This window comes from Flavitalea plasmicola (genome assembly GCF_030546645.1).
In the GTDB taxonomy this organism is placed as follows: Bacteria; Bacteroidota; Bacteroidia; order Chitinophagales; family Chitinophagaceae; genus Puia.
In genome coordinates this window covers 178,175-197,553 of sequence record NZ_JAUOTO010000004.1, presented here as the reverse complement: position 1 = coordinate 197,553, position 19,379 = coordinate 178,175, and the positions used below count along the sequence as shown (strand labels likewise).

10 protein-coding genes are annotated in these 19,379 nt (G+C 52.1%); 2 read left to right on the top strand and 8 right to left on the bottom strand.

The window, feature by feature from the left end; translation table 11 throughout:
* Positions 1 to 27 precede the first annotated feature (27 nt).
* From Q4E93_RS15095 to Q4E93_RS15065, 7 genes are all read right to left on the bottom strand, one after another.
* Positions 28 to 1,068, bottom strand: a complete 1,041-nt coding sequence (locus Q4E93_RS15095) for a LacI family DNA-binding transcriptional regulator (RefSeq protein WP_303586543.1) — start codon at positions 1,066 to 1,068, stop codon at positions 28 to 30.
* 3 nt (positions 1,069 to 1,071) lie between these two features.
* Positions 1,072 to 2,133 (bottom strand): glycoside hydrolase 5 family protein, encoded by a 1,062-nt coding sequence (locus tag Q4E93_RS15090; protein WP_303586541.1) that lies wholly within the window; start codon positions 2,131 to 2,133, stop codon positions 1,072 to 1,074.
* Positions 2,134 to 2,137: 4 nt separating this feature from the next.
* A complete protein-coding gene (locus tag Q4E93_RS15085) occupies positions 2,138 to 4,585 on the bottom strand; it encodes a glutaminase family protein (protein WP_411162127.1) in 2,448 nt (815 codons plus the stop codon).
* A gap of 45 nt (positions 4,586 to 4,630) precedes the next feature.
* A complete protein-coding gene (locus Q4E93_RS15080; RefSeq protein WP_303586538.1) occupies positions 4,631 to 7,705 on the bottom strand; it encodes a family 43 glycosylhydrolase in 3,075 nt (1,024 codons plus the stop codon).
* 76 nt (positions 7,706 to 7,781) lie between these two features.
* Positions 7,782 to 8,480: a DUF3823 domain-containing protein gene (locus Q4E93_RS15075; RefSeq protein ID WP_303586537.1), complete on the bottom strand. Its 699-nt coding sequence runs from the start codon at positions 8,478 to 8,480 to the stop codon at positions 7,782 to 7,784.
* Positions 8,481 to 8,501: 21 nt separating this feature from the next.
* The gene (locus tag Q4E93_RS15070) at positions 8,502 to 10,442 is read right to left on the bottom strand and encodes a RagB/SusD family nutrient uptake outer membrane protein (RefSeq protein ID WP_303586536.1); all 1,941 of its coding nucleotides are present in this window, start codon (positions 10,440 to 10,442) and stop codon (positions 8,502 to 8,504) included.
* Between the two features lie 36 nt (positions 10,443 to 10,478).
* Positions 10,479 to 13,712: a SusC/RagA family TonB-linked outer membrane protein gene (locus Q4E93_RS15065; protein ID WP_303586534.1), complete on the bottom strand. Its 3,234-nt coding sequence runs from the start codon at positions 13,710 to 13,712 to the stop codon at positions 10,479 to 10,481.
* Between the two features lie 192 nt (positions 13,713 to 13,904).
* On the opposite strand from Q4E93_RS15065, the gene Q4E93_RS15060 reads away from it, so the two are divergent.
* Together Q4E93_RS15060 and Q4E93_RS15055 are read left to right on the top strand one after the other, a co-directional pair.
* Positions 13,905 to 17,015, top strand: a complete 3,111-nt coding sequence (locus tag Q4E93_RS15060; RefSeq protein ID WP_303586532.1) for a ligand-binding sensor domain-containing protein — start codon at positions 13,905 to 13,907, stop codon at positions 17,013 to 17,015.
* A 2-nt stretch (positions 17,016 to 17,017) separates the two neighbouring features.
* Entirely contained in the window at positions 17,018 to 17,782 is a 765-nt protein-coding gene (locus tag Q4E93_RS15055; RefSeq protein ID WP_303586530.1) for a response regulator transcription factor, read from the top strand.
* A 127-nt stretch (positions 17,783 to 17,909) separates the two neighbouring features.
* Here Q4E93_RS15055 and Q4E93_RS15050 read toward each other — a convergent pair whose 3' ends face one another.
* Positions 17,910 to 19,256, bottom strand: a complete 1,347-nt coding sequence (locus Q4E93_RS15050) for a vanadium-dependent haloperoxidase (protein ID WP_303586528.1) — start codon at positions 19,254 to 19,256, stop codon at positions 17,910 to 17,912.
* Positions 19,257 to 19,379: the final 123 nt, after the last annotated feature.

Genomic DNA, 19,379 nt, shown 5'->3' with positions numbered 1-19,379 from the left:
TCCTTCGTCCAAATGATTTCCCTCCTTCTATGGGCCGGGAAATTTAACGCTCGACTGCCTGCAGATGAGCTGCGGCTTTAGCACCAGCTTACGCGGATGCGCATGAAAGGTCTCTCCGCTGCGAAGCCCGTCGAACAACAGCCGGGCCGCCTCCTCCCCCATCGTCACCGTCTGCTGGTTGACCGTGGAAAGAGAAGGAGTGATGTACTCCCCGAATGCCTCATTGGCAAAACCAATGATGGCGATATCCCCTGGAATTTTCAAGCCCGCCGCCTTCATCGTCTGTATCGCCCCCAACGCAGTAAAGTCTTCCACGGCAAAGACGGCATCAGGCAATATTCCACCCGTCAACAATTGCCGCATACAGTCCCTCCCGGAATCGATGCTCACCTTTCCATACACGATCAGGTCATCATTGACAGGAATGTTATGGACGTTCAACGCTTCTATATATCCTTTCAATCGCAGATTAAAAATATTCACGTGCTGCTGCCCGGCAATATGCGCTATACGGCGGCATCCGTTTTCTATCAGGTGGCTGGTAGCCTGGTAGGCGCCCGCAAAATCGTCCACCACCACAGATGAAACCCCCAGCTTGTCGTCCGTCCTGTCGAACAGCACCAGCGGGATCCCCCGGTTGCGCACCTCGCTATAGTGATCCAAATTGATCGTCTCCTTCGAAATGGAAGCCAATACCCCATCCACCTGGGATTGCAAAAAGGTTTGCACACCCTTTTTCTCATATTCATACAGCTCATTCGACTGGTAGATCAGCACCGTATAATTATTCTCATTGGCAACCTTCTCGATCCCATGGACGACAGAGCCAAAGAAATTGATCTCCGCGCTGGGAATAATGACCCCGACAATATTTGATTTGCCCAGCCTGAGTGAGGATGCGATCCTGTTATGTTTATAATTGAGACGGACAGCCGTCTCCCGGACTGCTTTCTTGGTAGACTCCTTGATGCCCGGATGATCATTCAATGCACGGGATACAGTAGCCGCAGTAATGTTTAATTCCCGGGCAATATCCATAATGGTCACCTTGGAGATCTTATCGCTCATGGGTCAATCTGCCCCATTTAACTTCTTTATCAGATCTACCTCATCCTGCCTGTAAGGCGTTCCATCCTTACGGAAAATGTCATGGAACCATTCGATAGGCTGGCTGCCATCCGGTATAGGCGTGTCCCACGCATAAATGGTATTCGTTTTCCCTTCCACAAAACCCCAGTTGATGGCACCTACCTTTTCTCTCTTCAGCATGGGAAGGATAGTGGAGAACCGGCTGTTCCTCGTCCTGGCCATATACTCCGTACAGATCAGGGGTCTGCCGTTCGCCTTCAGCAGCTCCACCACCCGCTGATGCCAGGGCAGCTCTTCATAATCATGATAAGTGATCACGTCTGAATTGGCAAGCTGATAAGCATTCAGCTTCTCCAGCTCCCAGCTCCAAAGGCCCGCGCTGACAGGCTGGTCCGGACGCACCGCCCAGGCCCATTCGAACACCTTGGACAGCAACGCCAGCGAAGCATCCTTCTTCCCGCTGTTGCCCGGCTCATTATACAGGTCCCACAAAAGGATCCTTCTATCATGGGCAAATGTGGTCAGCACATCCTTTACATATTTTTCCAGCTGGGGAAAATTACCTGGGTCGGTAGATGCAGGCTGCCCCGGATCCTGCACCCAGCCGGAATTGTGGACGCCCGGCTTGGGAGCCGGCTGCACACCGGGTGCCGGCGTCTTCGCCCAACAATCGTCAAAGAATACAAACATCGGCTGAATATGATGCTTCTCCGCAATGGTCAGGAACTGGTCCACCCTCTTCTTAAATCCCGTCGGATCGACCTTCCAGGCCACGGAATGGAGGAATACCCGCATCGTGTTGAAACCGATGCGCTGCGCCCAGCCCAGCTCCTTGTCAATGGTCGCAGGATCAAATGTCTCCGACTGCCACATCTCCAGCTGATTGATGGCATTCGCAGGAATATAATTGGCGCCCGTCAGCCACTTGTGCTCCTGGTACCAGGTATTGGCTTTATCCGCCGGCCAGATCTTGCTTTGTGCCACCGCCGGCCGCATCGTCAGCCCCAGTGCAATCACGCCCAGTATGATCAATTTATGTTTCATGCCGCTATTTTGAAAATTTTTCTTCCAATACTTTCATAAAATATCCGCCCACCACACTCCTGGCCTGAAAACCCACCTGCTTCCCGTCCTCCGTCTCGTGCCAGTCGCTAAGAGGGACCCTGGTCGGCGTTTCGTCAGCATACGTATACATCGGATCAGCAAGTGCCTCAAAATCCTTCCGGCTCCCCGCCAATGCCGACGTCCACAACACCCAGTCGGACTTGGTATACTTCCGGCGGCTGTCCAAAGGCAACCCGTACTTATTCTGCTTTGTAAGGTAATAAGCCACTTCCTTTTCATACACCTCCTTCGGAAAAATACCCAGCCCTAATATTTTGTCCCATACGAGATTGTATTTCTGGCTCCAGGTACCCTTGCCACTAAAGGTCAATGCATAATGGTCTCCATCATCCGCCATCTGCATCCATTTCACCGCCATGTCCTTTGCCATCTGCCCATATTTACCCGCCGTTTCTTCCTCTCCGCACTGCTTGGCCAGCCAGGCATATCCACCCAATGCGACAATGGCTTTCGCCGATAAATTCACATTCCGGGCAAGATGCCCCGCAAAATCATCCGTGCACAGCTGGTTCGCCGGATCAAATCCCTCCTTTGACAAATATTCCGCCCACGTGCTGAGCGTCTTCCAATGCTTTTTAGCATATGCCGCGCTGCCTTCCACTTTGCAGATGGCAGTCGTGAGAATGATCATATTCCCACACTCTTCCACCGGCATATCCTCCCCATAAGTCTGCCCATTGGCCAACGGATAGGTTCCGAGATCATGCGCCGCAATGGGCTTCGTCCATTTGCCGCTTTCACTGAAATAGAAAATGCCGTTCAGCATGCCTTTCAGCAGGTCTGGATTGTACACCAGGTATAATGGTGCGGAAGGATAAGTAACATCCACTGTATTGATAGACCCATTGCTGAAATTCTCCTTCGAAAGAAAAAGGATCTCCCCTTCCGGGCTTTTCAGCAGCTTATGCGCCGCTATACTTTGCCGGTAGGCCAGCTCGCAAAGCCTGGCATATTTTTCGCCGCCCGCATTGAAAGCATCCTTATACAGCCGCTGATTGAAGGCGTCGCATTTCTTCATAATATCCGCATATCCCGCGCTGGCAGCGGATAGCTCCTTTTCGATGGTAGCGCCCGGCTTATCCCTCCACCATGCCCGCAGGTTCTGGTGAAAATATTGAATAGCATAAATGTCGTCATATCCCACTAAGAACACCCGCTCCATTGGCTTCGAACCGACAGTTCCCAAAGGCGCCAGGGTATTCAACCAGAGATGCTTCCCTTCCAGACCCGCCCCCGCGACACCCGCCGGACCAAACACCTGCGCCGGAGCGGCAGATGCAGTCACCGTTTGCCGTACATCCTTTCCTGCGGCAGCCACATACATATACCCCCAGTCGATCCGCAGATCGTCGCCTTTCTTTTTCAGTACTGGCTGCTCTACGGTGCCAGCCTTCAATATTGAAAGCCCCTCCGCCGCGTACTTTTCAGCCTTCACAGCCTGCGTGGCAGTGTTGATGGAAATATCCGTGGAAGCGCCAAAATAAAGCTGCACATCATGCTTTGCTCCATCATTGGACCGCACGCTCATCCCGACATACGACACAGGCCGGGACAACAAATTCAGATCATCCGGCAGCAATGGAGAAGTAAAGGTCAACACCAGGTCGACCTTGCCGCAGCCGAAGTCATAGCTCGTCTGCGTAGCCTGCAATCGCACGCTCTTTTGTACCGCCAGCTTTACCGGAGTTACCTCCGGCAGCAATGGCTTCTCGACAATGCCCGCATCCAGCGAAGCGCCGCCCGCCGTATTGGCAACATGGATGGCAAGTACGTTGCTCCCCGTTTTCAGCAGCCCCTTTTCCAGCGGGATATAAATAAATTTACCGGTCCACCCCGTCTTCTGATACACCGGCGTTCCATTAAGATAGACCTCCACGTTGTCGTCATGCAGCAATTTCAAAAAAAGAGGTCCGGAACGCTTCCCCGCGATCGTAAACGTCCTCCGGTACCACAGGTCTTTAGACCGCCACACCGTGCCGGCCTCGCTGCTGTTGTCGCTGAAAGGCGCTTTCCCCACATTCCATCCCGTCTCGCCGAACTCCACCTTCATCCAATCCGCCCCAGGTGCCGTCTCGGAATATTTGACATCATAACTTTTTTCATCGCTGGCAGGCAGCACCGTCTTGTACCCCTGCTCTTCTGCGCCAAGAAAACGATACACCGTACCATCCACCTTCACCATGCCCAGCAATCCCTGATCAGCGCCCGTCCAATGTTTGGTGGGTGCGGCATTAAGCATATCCGTCATGGACCAGATACTAAAATAAGGGTCATGGGTAATCAGAGGGTAAGCCGGCGCCCTTAATGTCTGTGCTGATACGCACAGGCCCAACATCAATAAACAACATACGATTAAAATGTTCCTTTTCATCTATGGTTATTTTTCTGTTTGATTTGCAAAATTTCCTTGCTCCCCTCAACGCGAAGGCGCCGGCAACACCTGCCCCTCTTTGACTGGCTCTCCGAACGAAGGCGTACCATCCGCATTCCACGTAAATGGCTGCGCCCGCGGAGAACGCTCGCGCCCGCATCCCTGGCCCGGCTTTGAGTTGGCATGATACAGCAGCCAGCTCTCCCTGCCATCCGGCGACAGGAAAAAAGAATTATGCCCAGTGGCATAAACATGATTTTCGGGAGATTGCTGAAATACAGGAGAAGATGATTTCTTCCATGCTTCAGGCTTCAACACATCACCCCCTCCGATAAATCGTAGCATCCCCAGCGCATAGGTGTCCGTCCAGCAAGCGCTGCCCGAATAGATGACAAAAAGATCATCTCCATGTATCAAAGCCTGCGGCCCTTCATTGACATCGATATGGGAAGGCTCTTCGGCCCCCTTCAGATCCCCATTCTTCTCCCATCCAAAGGTGGGACTGCTGATCCGCACCCGTTGGCCTTCCACCGTCCAGGGATTCTTCATCTTCGCTATATAAATGTCCTGCCGCCCATTGACATTCCCCTCCCAGCCCGACCATAGCAGGTAGAGCTGTCCCTTATACCGGAACACGTCCCCATCGATTGCCCACTTGTCAGAGGCGTCCGACAGCTTACCCTTGAATATCCATTCCCCCTCCAGGGGATCAGCACTCGCGTTCTCCAGCACATACAGCCGGTGCCCATTATTATGCCCGCCGTCTGCTGCAAAATAGGCATACCATTTCCCCTCCAGGAACATCACTTCCGGCGCCCATAGATCTTTCGACCAGGCCGTCCCCGCCGGTGGCACATAAATGGTCTTATGCTCCGCATGCCGCAGATCACCGATATTCTTCGTCTTCCACAATTCCAGCTTGCTCCCCATCGTATGCGTGTAATAATAATACCCGTCTTTGTAAAAACTATAGGGATCAGGCCCCGACGGCAACAATGGGTTCGTAAACGTTACCCCCTGTCCGCCATCACTGGCGCCACCTGAACCGACACCATCCTGTCCGCTATCACCGGAACCAGCCACCCCCGTACCCACCACCGGAAAGGCAGAGATCCGCAGCCGCGCCCCACCCATCGGCACCAGCGTCAGCTCCGTCACAGGCGCATCCGTTTGCACAGGGCTCTGGGGCAATACGCCGCACAACCCATACTGGTCCACCTTCCAGGACGATATCTGCCTCCCCTGCGCCATCAATACGATAGGCGCAGCCGCATTCGTGAACGGATTATCATCCGCCGGCCAGTCCCTTCTCTTTATGGTAAATGACTGCAAGCCCTTGTTCAGCACCAACCCGTAATTCCATTCAGAAGCAGGAAAGATCTCATATGAAGGCCATTTGCTGGCATCCGCCTGCTCCTGCCAACGGGCATCCCCCTGTGCCGTTTCCTTACTATTTTTCTGTTCATACCGCTCCTCGATCTTTAACGAAAAATCAAGGGGTCCATAGCCGACGCTGACACTGTTCTTATTCCGGTCCCAGGTACGCATATGCAGCTCCATCGGCAGCCTGAGCATTACCACATCCCCATTCTTCCAGGTCCGCCGGATCCTTACATACTTTCCTGATCCCGTAGCTACCACGGGATGACCATTCACCTCCAGCGAAGCCCTCTTACACCAATCAGGCACCCGAAGGTACAGTGGAAAAAATACAGGCTTACTGCTCCCAATGGTAAATGCCACCTGCTCCTCAAAAGGATAATGCGTCTTCTCTTCTATCGACACTTCCTGCCCCGCGCCCGCTTTTGCCGTCAGCTTGCCTTCCACGTACAGCTGCGCCGCCAGACCGTCGTCAGGCGTGGCCATCCAGGCATTCTCCGCATAATATACCCATCCCGCCGCATGGTTGTGCTGACAGCACCGGCTGCTGAATGGGTTCATCATCAAAAAAGGTCCTTCATTGGCAATGCCCGGCGCATGGTTCCTGCTGTCGCTCACCACCATATTCGGAGCAGTAAGATAACGAAGGCTCCGGTAGTCAGGCATAAAAGCCGCGGGAAAAGTATTGAAAGCGACATCTTCGCAATTTTCCGCCCACTTCGTATCCCCGGTCATCTGCAGCAACAGCTGATCCGAGGTCATCTGCTCCACCATACCGCAGGTTTCCACCGCCTGACGGGGATCGTCATATCCTTTACGGGCATTCTCATCGGACCCAAACATACCCCCTGGCACCTGGCCGTATATATTCCTGACCAACGCAAAATCATGGTAGGTGGCATCCCTGTCCTCCACCCGGTGACTCTGCAAATAATAGGTCGCCGGCTCCCGGAAACACTGCGCAATATTTACATTATGCCAGTTGGGCAGATTGTCCTTCTGCCGCCAGTCAGCCGTATTACGGTCGATCTTCGTGGCAAGGTCCAGCAACCATGCCTCGCCCGTCCGGTTATACAGCCAATAAACACTAAGCATATTATCCCCACCCCTGCTCTTCTCCCAGTAATCCTCCAGGAAATGCTCGTCTGGTATCGACAGCTCCCACTTGAAGTAACGGCTCATGAACTTCAACACCCGCGCATCATGCGAATACTCATAATAAGATTGCAAACACCATAGCATCGGCATATTCGTCCAGAGGTCCCTGTTCCCGTTACGCTCCACGGCAGGACCGAAATCTCCGTTCTCCCGTTGGTTGGCCAGCACATGATTGATCCAGAACAACGCTTCCTTTTTCATCCCCTCATCCCGGAGCATGTAACCCAGGTTGGCATAACCCTTCAGCCAATAAGGCAATTCCTCCCAGCCATACTTGCCTTTGCCTTCTTTCGTCAACCAGGCATTGTCTTTCTTAGACAGCCAGACACTGATCTCGCCCAGGTGCCCCGTAAGGCCATCCTGCTGCAGCTCCAGTTGTTTCTTCAGCCAGCCGCCCGGCCGGAAAGCCGTCACCGGCAGTTTCTCATACGACTCCTTCAACAACGGCGCCTTATTGCCAACATAAGAATGATTCACCGCACCCACCGGAGGCCCCTGTACCAATTCCGCAGTAGCCCCCTGCGCCATCGCCCTCCCCTGTACCAACGACATACAACAAACAAGAAAAACCCATGCTTTCATACGCCTATGCTTAAAAATTATAAGGTCACCCGTCACTTTCATAACAGGGTGACCATTGATAAAGATACAGCTCTCATCAATACTGCACCTTTTGCACCGGTGTAAAGATCATATCTTCCACGTTGGCGATCTTCAATCCTACACGAGCATACACAAAACTTTGTGCCGGCGTGATCGAAGGTACAGCCACCTGCAGACTGATATTGTTGGGGTCCGTAATGTCGGCGCCCGCCAGGTTCACGACAGCGATATTATCCTGCCCTACGAATTGGCCGGCATTGATATAAAGGCTCACACGCTCGATATCCTTGGCATTGGCATCCGTAATGATCTTCTCCGCCTTGAACACAGCTGTTACCTTCCCGCTGCCCCCCGATATCGTTGCATTGCGGATCATATAATAAGGAGTAACCTCGATGTTCAGCGTCTGACTTCCGGTCATAGTGATGGCAATACTATCCGGCACCCCGGGCGCCAGCTCCTTCCAGATAAAAGGCCCCTGCCCGGAAGGAATAAGGAATTTATAGCTGCCGGAAAAGAGCAGCGAACCATACGTGCCGTCCTGCTCAAAAGTTCCGTTGATGGCGCCAACCTTGCCGAACCCATATTGATAGATCTGGAAAGGCACCTGGTTCCGCTCTACCCCGATGTTCTCACCCTTGTATTGCAACGCCCCCGAAAGCTGGGCCGCAGGCTCCTTGTAATTGTCTTTCTTGCAGGAGTAACTGGCAAAGGTCACTACCATGAATAATATATGAACTGACTTGATTTTCATAACAAGCGATTTATAATGAGCCTATTGATTGGGTTGTTTAACAAGCTTGGGATTGGCCGCCAGGATATTGTCATTGATGGCCGAATAGTAATTCCCCAGTCGGAACAGGTCGAAGCCTGTAACAGCCGCCGGCAACGTTTCCTTAAAGATCCACTTTCCGTCATTCGGATGTCCCGGATCATAGACCTTGTATGGCCAAAGTCCCCATGGCTGCGTATTGCGCTTCTTGGCGACGCCGATATTGCTGAGCAGATCAGCTTTGGTCATCACCTGGCCATCCCAGACATTCGTGGCGATCCTCCAACGTTTCATATCGAAAAGGATATGCCCCTCAAAAGCCAGCTCTACCCTCCTTTCATGTACGATTCGGTCAAAAGTGATCTGTGCCTGCGTCAATGGCACCGTCAGACCCGCACGGGCCCGTACCTGGTTCATATATCCCGCTGCAACATCAGGCTGGCCCAGTTCAAAGGCCGCCTCAGCCGCATTCAGCAGCACTTCCCCAAAACGGTACCGGATAAAAGGGACATCACTGCCACGCCCCCTTCTGCCGGAGCCTACGGTGGGGTCCAGCCATTTACGGACATAGAACCCGGACTGTGTCCTGTACTCCAGTCCATTCACAGGCCCATCCTTCCCCACCACCTGCACGGGCGCACTGCCACCGGGCAACGTTTTCAGATTGCCAGCCTCGTCGCTGGTAACGATACTCCCGTCCGCCAGTTGATAGCCTGCCCAGATATCCACCTGCTGCGCTTTAAATCGGCTGCCAGGCAACATCACCGTTCCTGCCAGACGGGCATCCCTGCCGGCAAAAATGTCCAGCGGATTATTATAGTATATTGGATTGCCGCCACCGTCTGTTGTCGGAATGGGCGCATAAGTATTATCCAGCATCTCGAAAGATTCCACCAGGTTCAGCGAGGGATTTAATCTGCCGGCATCACCGCCTTCATCCGAGAAGGAATAAGGTTGGTCATTCGTGGTAAACCCATGCACCTTGCCGGCTCCCGCCTTGAAATCCTCGATGTAGATCGACTCCGTATTGCCACCGCTCTTGTCCGTAAAAATAGCGGCAAAATTATCAGACAGGTCCGGAGAGAACCTATACAAGGCATAAGCGCCCGCTTCCCCGTTGATGATCTGTTGCGCCGCATTCAATGCAGTCGTATAATAACCCGTCGCACGCGCCGCAGGAATACCTACCTCGCCTCCGGGCAATGACACCTGGGGCGTGGTCGCTCCATACTTGGCGATAGAGCCTGCATATAAGGCGGCCCTGGCCTCTAACGCTAATGCTGCCCCCTTGGTTGCCCTGGATTTTATAGTGGCATCCTTCGGCAGCACATCCTTGACGGCCTCCGCCTCACTGATGATGAAATCATAGATCTCCGATTCCTTCGCCCGCGGGAACTGCAGCGAACTAACGTTCCCCTTGTAATCATATTCCAGGGGAGTGAGGATCAATGGCACACCTCCCATTCTCTTTACCATGGCAAAATAATAGCTCGCCCTTAAAAATCTCGCTTCCGCAAAAAACCTAGCCTTATCCCCTGCAGTCAGCTTCGTCGCAGCGCTGTCGCGTTGCATGAACAGGTTCAGATCCCGTATATAAGCATAATCCCAGGTCCACCAGGAATTGTAGGCCCAGTTCCTGTTCTGCACGATAAAATAGCTGCCCGACTCCGAAGGAAAACTTTCGCCGAAATCGGCAAATGTACGCCAGCCGGCAATGCCGCTGTTACCGTCATTCGGATCCTGCAGATAGCCGTCCAGTGAAGAGAAATCCAGCTCCCTGTTGTACAGATCTCCAAGAATGGATAATACCAGGGCCGGATCGGAAAAAGCCACATCCGAAGGCACCACCTGTATAGGAGGTATGTTCAGAAAATCGCTGTCCTTTTTGCATCCTGCAAAAGCCAGCAAAAAAGAAAGTATCGTTGGTAAGAAGATCTTTTTCATTGAAATAATTTATACTTCAGAAATGATTGGCTGTTGTTAAAAGGTCAGGTTTACGCCCACATTAAGCACCCTGTTCTGGGGGAACTGCAGACCATTGTCATCCACCGTCTCAGGATCCACTCCGTACTGCCTGAGATTGTCGATTGAGAAGAGGTTATAGGCATTCACATATACTCTGGCCCGCTGTACCTTCACCCTGCTCAGCAGCTCCGAAGGCAGCGTATACCCGAACTCGATCGTCCTCGCCCTGATATATCTTACATTGTGCAGCCAGAAAGTGGAATTATGATTGTAATCGCTGTGCCCGTTGCCGACGTTATACCTGTTGGCTGGATATTTACCGGCGATCCATTCACTGTTCAGATCGAATGGATCCTTACGGTGCCACCTGTCCCTGAAGATCGTATTCAGGTTGCCATTGTTCTGGAAAGCCCAGCGCTGCTCCCAGTTCTGATACCAGGTATAGCCCCCGGCGCCGGAGAAATCGGCATGGAAATCAAAGCCCTTATACGCCGCTCCGATAGTAAACCCGAAATTGACATTTGGCTGCCTGCCATAACCAAAGCCCAGCGGCCGGTCGTCATTGCCGTCGATCTTGCCATCCCCGTTAAAATCCTTATAGATCAGGTCGCCCGGCAATAAGCTCGTGTTGCCCTTACCATCTATATCGACTTTGTAATCCCTGATCTCTTCCATGGATTTGAACTGCCCGATGACGGTATAACCCCAGTCCAGGTTCTGATACCTGTTTTCAGCGCTGTTCCTGTACTGGTCCAGAGAATTATTGAATACAGGTTTATAAGAGCGGAGGAACTTGCTGCGGGTGAAACCCACATTGCCGCCCACATTGAAGGTCAGCTCACCCACCCGCCCATTATAATTCAACGATAGCTCCTCGCCGTACTGTGCGTCGGAGTTCGTATTTTCCTGCGGCAGCGAATATCCCAGTTCGATAGGAACGACGACATCGTTCTTGGTGCCCAGCAATCCGCTCCGTTTCCGGTAGAAATAATCGATGGTACCCGTCAGTTTTCCATTCAGCCAGCTGAAATCGACACCGATGTCCGTGATCTTGCTCTTGGACCAGGAAACACGGGTGATCGGCACCCCCTTATCACGCGAGACGGTAACTGGATTCCCATCGATGATGGCCGTCCCTTGATTATAGTTATATCCCGAGAGATAAGCATAAGGCGGAACGATCGGCTGCTTCGCCCCGAATAAAGTCAACGCATCCGTAATGGTGCGGTCATCTCCCAACTGTCCATAAGACGCCCGTAATTTCAGGTCCGTCAGGACATCGCGTTTGTCATTCAGCAGCTCCCGGAACCAGGGCTCTTCCGTGATCCTCCAGCCTGCGGAAACACCGGGGAAATAACCCACCCGCTTGTCGGGGGCGAAAAGATAAGAAGCGTCGCGCCTCGCGCTGGCTTCAAAGAAATAACGGTTCGCATAGCTGTAAGTGATCCGGCCGATGTAGCCAATGCGGGCTTCTTTTTCCTCTGCATCCTGGTACTGGTCCGTAATGGGGAAATACACCAGGGGAAGATTATTCGAAATGGGAGAAGCATGCAGCCAGTTCCGCAGATTATCGATCTGGATCCTTTCTGCAACGAATGTAGCCCCGATATTGTGCTTCCCGAAAGTATTGGCGTAATTCACCTGGAACTGCTGCGTGATATTGATATTTTTGATCTGCTCACGATCTCGCCAGGGATTTGTGCTGCCCCCCGTAGCCACGTACTCCTTGGTATCCGGGTGATAAGTATACGCCTTATAGGTATACTCCTGGTTGTTTTCCAGATAATCGGCAAAGTAGTAAGAATAGACCCCTTTCAGGCTAAGTCCGGTAATACCAGGGACCTGGTACTCGACATTCATATTCGCCTGTACCACCCGCTTGTCACTCCTGTACCTTCCTGACAACCCTTCATTCAGAAAGGCATAGTTGGACTCCAGATGCGGGCCCAGGTCATTCAGATAGGCAGGGTTGTCATTTGCGTAAGGCCGTTCCGTAGGCGTATTCCGCAAGATCGCCAGCCTGGCCAGGAAATAATCATCACCGCCGGGAACACCGGGATTCTCATGGAACTCGGAACGACCATTCATATCCACCCCCACTTTCAGTCGGCTGGTGATCTTGGCGGTGATATTCGCCTGCACATTCGTTCTCCCGAATTTATACTCTTTACCCAACACCGAATTTTGAAAGAAATTGGTGGCGGATACATAGTAATTGACCTTGTCGGACCCGCCATTGATATTGACGTTCAGCGAACGCTGGGGGGCCTGGTTGTTCATCACATAGCTGCGCCAGTCGAAGCTCCTGTACTCAGGGCCCGCCGCTGCGCCCTGCTTGTATTTCGCCAGGATTTCCGGCGTTATAGCCGTACTGCCAAAACTGTTCATCTCGGCATCAGCCCTGTAGCTCATATACTCATAGGAATTGGTCAGTACCTTGGGAAATCGTGACCAGTTCTGTATCCCCGTGTACGCATCCACATTTACGTTATTGCGCCCCACAAGTCCCTTCTTTGTGGTCACTACCACCACCCCGTTGGCGGCACGCACACCATAAATGGCGGCAGAACCATCCTTCAACACCGATATGCTCTCGATATCGTTCGGAGCAAGATTATTGAACTGTGTCTCATCCTGCTGGATCCCGTCAATAACATACAGGGGAGTACCCATGTTCCGTATCTGGATATTGGCGGACGCCCCTGGACGTCCGTCCGGCATGCGAAAAGTCACGCCGGGTAGCTTTCCGGCAAGTCCTGAACTTACCGTCGATCCCCCATGCACCCGGCCAAGATCCTTGGCCGTCACCGTAGCAATGGCGCCCGTCAACGACTCTTTCTTCCGGGTACCGAAACCAACAACCACGATCTCATTCAATTCCTTGTTAGCGCGCTCCAAAGAGACCTTGATTTCCTTTTTACCGCCTACCCTGATCTCAACTGTAGTGTATCCTATGGAAGTGATTACCAATACCGATTTTTCTCCGGCCACTCGTAGCGTGAACCGGCCGTCACTGCCCGTACTGGTGGCATTGGCCGTACCCTTCTCCGTCACAGTCACCTGTGCCATCGCCACACCGGAACTGTCCGTAATAATGCCCGAAGCCGTAATGGTTGCATTGCTTTGAGAAACACCCGTCAGATAGAAAGAAAAAACCAGAAACACAGAAAGAAAGAATCTCCTTTTCAACAGCGATTGGATCATGAAAAACCCAATTCTATGCAGAAAATGCCCTTGGTAGGATTTCATACAGCAATTAATTGTTGGTTAAAGAATGTCCGTCCATCCAAGAACAAACCTCCGGTTCGTTCTTGGATGAATGCAAACGTTTACATGGTTTTTGTCAGGTAGATTCCCTAATTTTAACCGTTTGCCGAAAGTAGAAGTTATATACGTGGCAGCTGATTCACCCCGTATCATAATTTTTGCAAAATGTTACATTTGAGAAACGCCACCATATTATCGACTTTACTGCTGGTCATCGTCTGCCACTGCCCGACAAACGCTCAACCCTATTATTTCAGGCACTACCAGGTGGAGAATGGCCTTTCCAACAGCACCGTCTTCTGCAGCGTCCAGGATAAGAATGGCTTCCTTTGGTTCGGCACAAAGGAAGGCCTCAATCGCTTCGATGGCTACCATTTCAAATTATTCACCTATACTCCCGGCAACAGGACCACACTGGGCAGTGACATGATCTACTGCCTCTTCAATGATGCCGGCGGGACCCTGTGGGCAGGCGGACAGAACGGGCTTTTCATATTCTCTCAGCAACAGGAAAAGCTTGTACGCGTCATAGATTCACTCGATGAGATCAATTGGATCCAGACAGACGATAAGGGCAGCCTCTGGTTCCTCTCCCGTAATAATGTCTACAGGTACAACCTCCTGACCAGGCAGCTCAAACATTTTCCGGAGGCGCAATACTTCTACGCCACCTCTATTTGCAAAACGGAAGATGGCACCATGTGGTTTACGTCCAACAATGGTCTCGTGGAAAAATTCAACGAAGGCGCCGAAAATTTCACGTCCTATGACCTTTTCTCCCATTCTCCTCAACCCAGTTCCCGCTGGCTGGGACGCATCCGCTATGCAGGGAAAGGCCGCTTTCTCATCGGCACCACTGATCAGGGCCTGAAAAGCTTCGATGCCGCCACAGGCGACTATAAGGACCTCCTCAGCTATAATCCCGATAAAACAACCATCTACGTCAGGGACATCATGCAATATTCCGGTGACGAATACTGGCTGGGCACCGAGTCAGGTGTCTTCATCCTCAACATTTCCACCGGCCAGGCAACCAACCTCCGGAAAAAATTCCTCGATCCTTATTCACTTTCCGACAATGCCGTATACAGCCTTTGTAAAGACTCGGAAGGCGGTGTATGGGTAGGCACCTACTTCGGGGGAATAAACTATTATTCCAAACAATATTCCTCCTTTCAAAAATATTATCCCGATAATTCAAAAACTTCCATCAGCGGCAGCGCTCCACGGGAGATTTGCCAGGACCCCAATGGTAATATCTGGGTCGGCACGGAAGACGCCGGTCTCAATAAAATAGATGGTAAAACAGGCGCCATCACCCATTTCATGCCTACCGGCGCTGCTACGGACATCGCCTACACCAACATCCATGGACTATTGTCCCTGGGAAATGAACTCTGGATCGGTACCTTCGAGCACGGCCTCGACGTCATGGACATAAGGACCGGTAAGGTAATACGGCACTACATGGCAGGTCCCCGGCCCAATGACCTCAAAAGCAATTTCGTTCTCTCCATCATCAGGACCCGCTCAGGCAAATTGGTGTTGGCCACCTCCAACGGCGTTTACTGGTACAACGAAAGAACCAACGACTTCACGCCCCTGCCAGGTATCCCACCCCATACCTTCGTAGCCATCGTAGTGGAAGATCACGATGGTGTCATATGGTCAGGTTCCCACGGCGCCGGCGTATTTTATTTCAATCCCTTCTCCGGCGCCACCGGCCACATCCAGGGCAACGCGACAGACGGGAAGGGACTCTCTTCCAGCATGCTCAACGCCATCGCCGAAGACAGCGACCACAACATGTGGTTCTCCACGGAAGGCGGTGGACTTTGCAGACTGGGCGCGGACAGAAAGACATTCTTCACCTACACCACGGCGAGCGGCCTGCCCAGCAATTTTATCTTCCGCTTTATTCAGGACGACAATAAAGATTACTGGGTGACAACCTCTAAAGGCCTGGCCAATATCAGCAGGAAAGACAATACCGTCAAGGTCTACACCAGGGCAAATGGTTTGCTCAACGATCAGTTCAATTATAATTCAGGCTTTAAAGACAAGGATGGAAAGCTCTATTTTGGTGGCGTACGGGGACTGATCACCTTCTTTCCAAACGATTTTGCGCTCGGCGGCTTTACCCCCTCCGTATTTATCACAGGCTTCCAGGTCGACAATGTAGAGCTGAAGATAAGCCAGGACAGCTCCTATCTGAAAAAATCCATTATCTATACCGATAGGATCGCCCTTCCCTATGACCAGTCTTCCTTTAGCATCGATTTCGCTGCCCTTAGCTACGCCGCCCCCGAAAGGACCGAATACAGCTACTTCATGCAGGGGCTTGACAAAGCCTGGACACATCTCAGCACCAACCGTAAAGTGTACTTCACCAACCTCGCGCCCGGCGCCTACACCTTCAGGCTGAAGGCTGCCGTAGGCGGCCATTGGGGCGATAAGGAAAAAGAGCTTTCCATAGAAGTGTTACCCCCCTTCTGGGCCACCGGATGGGCCTGGTCATTCTACGGCCTGCTGGTCATCCTCCTGGTGTGGTACATCGTCCGCAGCTACCACAGGCGAACACAAATAAAAAAAGAAAAAGAGATCTATGAAGCCAAATTCGATTTCTTCACCAACATCGCCCATGAGATCCGCACACCCCTCACCCTGATAAAAGGCCCCGCCGAAAACCTCCGTGAAATGATAGATCAGCTGCCGGAGATCAAAGAGGATGTCATCACCATGGAAAGGAATACCAATCGGCTCATCGCCCTCGTGACACAGATCCTGGATTTCCGGCAAACAGAGACGAGGGGCTTCAGGCTTGACTTCACCAGGGTCAATATCACGGAGGTCCTGCAGGAGAACTACCTCAGCTTCAACGCTATGGCCAAAAAGAAAAATCTTGCCTACCATTTCGAACACCCCGCCGCAGACGTCTTCGCCATGGCCGACGAAGAAGCCCTTAATAAGATTTTCAGCAATCTTTTTAGCAATGCCGTGAAATATGGACAGGCGCAGGTATTTGTCAGGCTGCTGCCGCCAACGAATGAGGAGGGCAATATAATCATCGAGATAGCCAATGATGGGCCCGTCATCCCGCAGGAGCAAAAGGAAAGGATCTTCGAGCCATTCTACAGGCTCAAGGAAACCATCCGGCAAAAAGGCACAGGCATCGGCCTGGCCCTGGCCCGCTCGCTGGTGGAATTACACAAAGGCCAGCTCTTCCTGGATGACTCCTGGCCCGGAATGAATAAATTTAAATTGATATTACCCATAAACAAATGAATATGCTGCCATTGATCTTATTGGTCGACGACGAAGAAGAGATCCTCGATTTCCTGGAAAGGATCCTCAACAGCCGCTATACGATCCTGAAAGCCACCAACGGAATGGAAGCCCTCAAAGTACTGGATGCAGAGGCCGTACAGTTGGTGATCAGCGACGTCATGATGCCGGATATGGACGGATTCGAATTGTGCAGGACCATCAAGTCCACCATCGATCACTCTCATATACCCGTCATCCTGCTCACAGCGAAAAATACCATCCAGGCCAAAGTCGAAGGGCTCGAGCTGGGCGCAGACGCCTACATCGAAAAACCCTTCTCCAAAGAACACCTCCTGGCCCAGATCTCCAGCCTCCTGAAAAACAGGAATATGGTAAGGGAATTCTTTGCCTCCTCGCCGCTGGTGCATATCAAAAGCATCGCCCATACCCGCTCCGACGAGAAATTCCTGGAAAGCCTTCATGACACCATCAGCAGGAATATGGATGACGTGGACCTCGACGTCGAAAAGCTGGCAAAGATCATGATGATGAGCCGCATCACTTTATACCGCAAGATAAAAGCCCTTTCCGACCTTTCCCCTATCGAGCTGATCAATATCTCCCGTCTCAAACGCGCCGCGGAACTACTGGCCGCCGGGGAACACCGGATCTACGAGATCTCCGACATGGTCGGCTTCAGCTCCCAGAGCAACTTTGCGCGGAACTTTCAAAAACAATTTAATATGACGCCCACGGAATATATGCATTCCAAACAACATACCTAGCCCCAACACACCTGTCCACTCCCATCCACTCACCGCTCATAGCCCACCACTTGCAGCTTGTAGCTCACAGCTTGCAGCTTGCAGCTCACCGCTCACCGCTCACAGCTCACAGCTCACCGCTCGTAGCTCACCGCTTGCAGCTTGCAGCTTGCAGCTTGCAGCTTGCAGCTCGCAGCTTGCAGCTAACAAACTTCCCAATCCTATCCCCCTCTTCCAGCCCATAATTGATCGCCGGTTTGAAATGGATCCCCCCATAAAATCGACTGATGGCCGCCTCCTCCGCCGCCTGCCGGAAAGAAACAAAACGCCTCGGCGGTATCCCAAACTCCACTTCCGTCGAGTCTGTAAAAGCAAACCCTTCCCCAAACAGCTTCGTCAATACCACCGCGGCGCACGCCGACACCACACTATGCCCGCTCGTATACTCCGGGAAAGGAGGCGTCTGTAACAAGGGCATCCAATCCGCGCTGATATATTGATTGATATATGTCTCCGGCCGGATGGCCTTACTCCTGTATTTCTCATCCCAGCAGCTGATAAACGCATCCGCAATGACAATGGAAACCCAGGCATAGGCCTCGGCCGAACGGATAAAGTCGGCACCGGCCTTTTGACAGGCCACCGAAGTAATGTTGATCCAATGCCCGCCCGGGGAGATCTTCTTCGTTGCAAACATCAGATGCCCGTTCACATTCATTTTAAAAGGATTGCAATCCCAGAAATTGGCCACCGCCTTTTGTTCTTCGGTCAGCTTGAGGCCGGCGTCATACACTTCCAGCGCATCCTGGTAAAAAGCGCTTCCCTTCTCCGCAGAAAAAGGAGTCGGGGGATGCGGTACAAATTGCCGGGCGGAATCCAACAGAAAGGTGCGCATTTCACTCCAATGTGGTTCCACCGCCTTCATATAAGCGGGGGGAGTAGGCTTCCATGCCGACGCATCATTGCTCAGGTCATATTTAGGCTCCGACCTCGTCTCCTTGTAATGGTCCTTTGCAGCCCAGGCCAGGATATAAGCCGCTACTTTCCTGCCATACTCCACGGAATTAGCATATACCTCACCCGGTATTCCGGAGGACCGGACCCCGGCCATCAGCTGTGTTTCGAATGCTTCCACCTTTCCCTCGGATATCACCAGCGCCTTTCCCACCGACAGGATCGCCTGTACAGCCGCAAGTGAATAATTGCAGGGACGCCCTGCCTCCGGAGCAGGGACATTCCCCAATCCATGGAGGTTTCCCGCCAACGACGCATAAGACGTATTACCCGGACGGGCAGCCTCATACCCCGCCACCGTCATATAAGCATAAATACGACTGGCGACAGGCGGGGAGAAAATATCGTAAACGATAACATCGGTGACTTTCTTTACACATTCGTGGATCAGCGTAGGGTCTTCCACCCTTGTTTTCCAATCACCGCATTGACCCGGCAGGGCCAACACCAGCAGAAGTACAGCAATAGCAACTATTCTCATACAGCAATCAATTGAGATCAAACGATTACATTGTTCCGGCCGGCAACTTACCGCAATAGAACAAACCCGTCTATCAATTTCCGATCATTTTATATTCCATTTGTTTCATTTCCTATGCAGGAT

Excerpts from the sequence above, each read along its gene's own strand:
- Q4E93_RS15055 (WP_303586530.1), top strand. The coding sequence starts at position 17,018 with ATGCTGCCATTGATCTTATTGGTCGACGACGAAGAAGAGATCCTCGAT.
- Q4E93_RS15065 (WP_303586534.1), bottom strand. The coding sequence starts at position 13,712 with ATGAAATCCTACCAAGGGCATTTTCTGCATAGAATTGGGTTTTTCATG.
- Q4E93_RS15095 (WP_303586543.1), bottom strand. The coding sequence starts at position 1,068 with ATGAGCGATAAGATCTCCAAGGTGACCATTATGGATATTGCCCGGGAA.
- Q4E93_RS15075 (WP_303586537.1), bottom strand. The coding sequence starts at position 8,480 with ATGAAAATCAAGTCAGTTCATATATTATTCATGGTAGTGACCTTTGCC.
- Q4E93_RS15070 (WP_303586536.1), bottom strand. The coding sequence starts at position 10,442 with ATGAAAAAGATCTTCTTACCAACGATACTTTCTTTTTTGCTGGCTTTT.
- Q4E93_RS15050 (WP_303586528.1), bottom strand. The coding sequence starts at position 19,256 with ATGAGAATAGTTGCTATTGCTGTACTTCTGCTGGTGTTGGCCCTGCCG.
- Q4E93_RS15085 (WP_411162127.1), bottom strand. The coding sequence starts at position 4,585 with ATGAAAAGGAACATTTTAATCGTATGTTGTTTATTGATGTTGGGCCTG.
- Q4E93_RS15080 (WP_303586538.1), bottom strand. The coding sequence starts at position 7,705 with ATGAAAGCATGGGTTTTTCTTGTTTGTTGTATGTCGTTGGTACAGGGG.
- Q4E93_RS15090 (WP_303586541.1), bottom strand. The coding sequence starts at position 2,133 with ATGAAACATAAATTGATCATACTGGGCGTGATTGCACTGGGGCTGACG.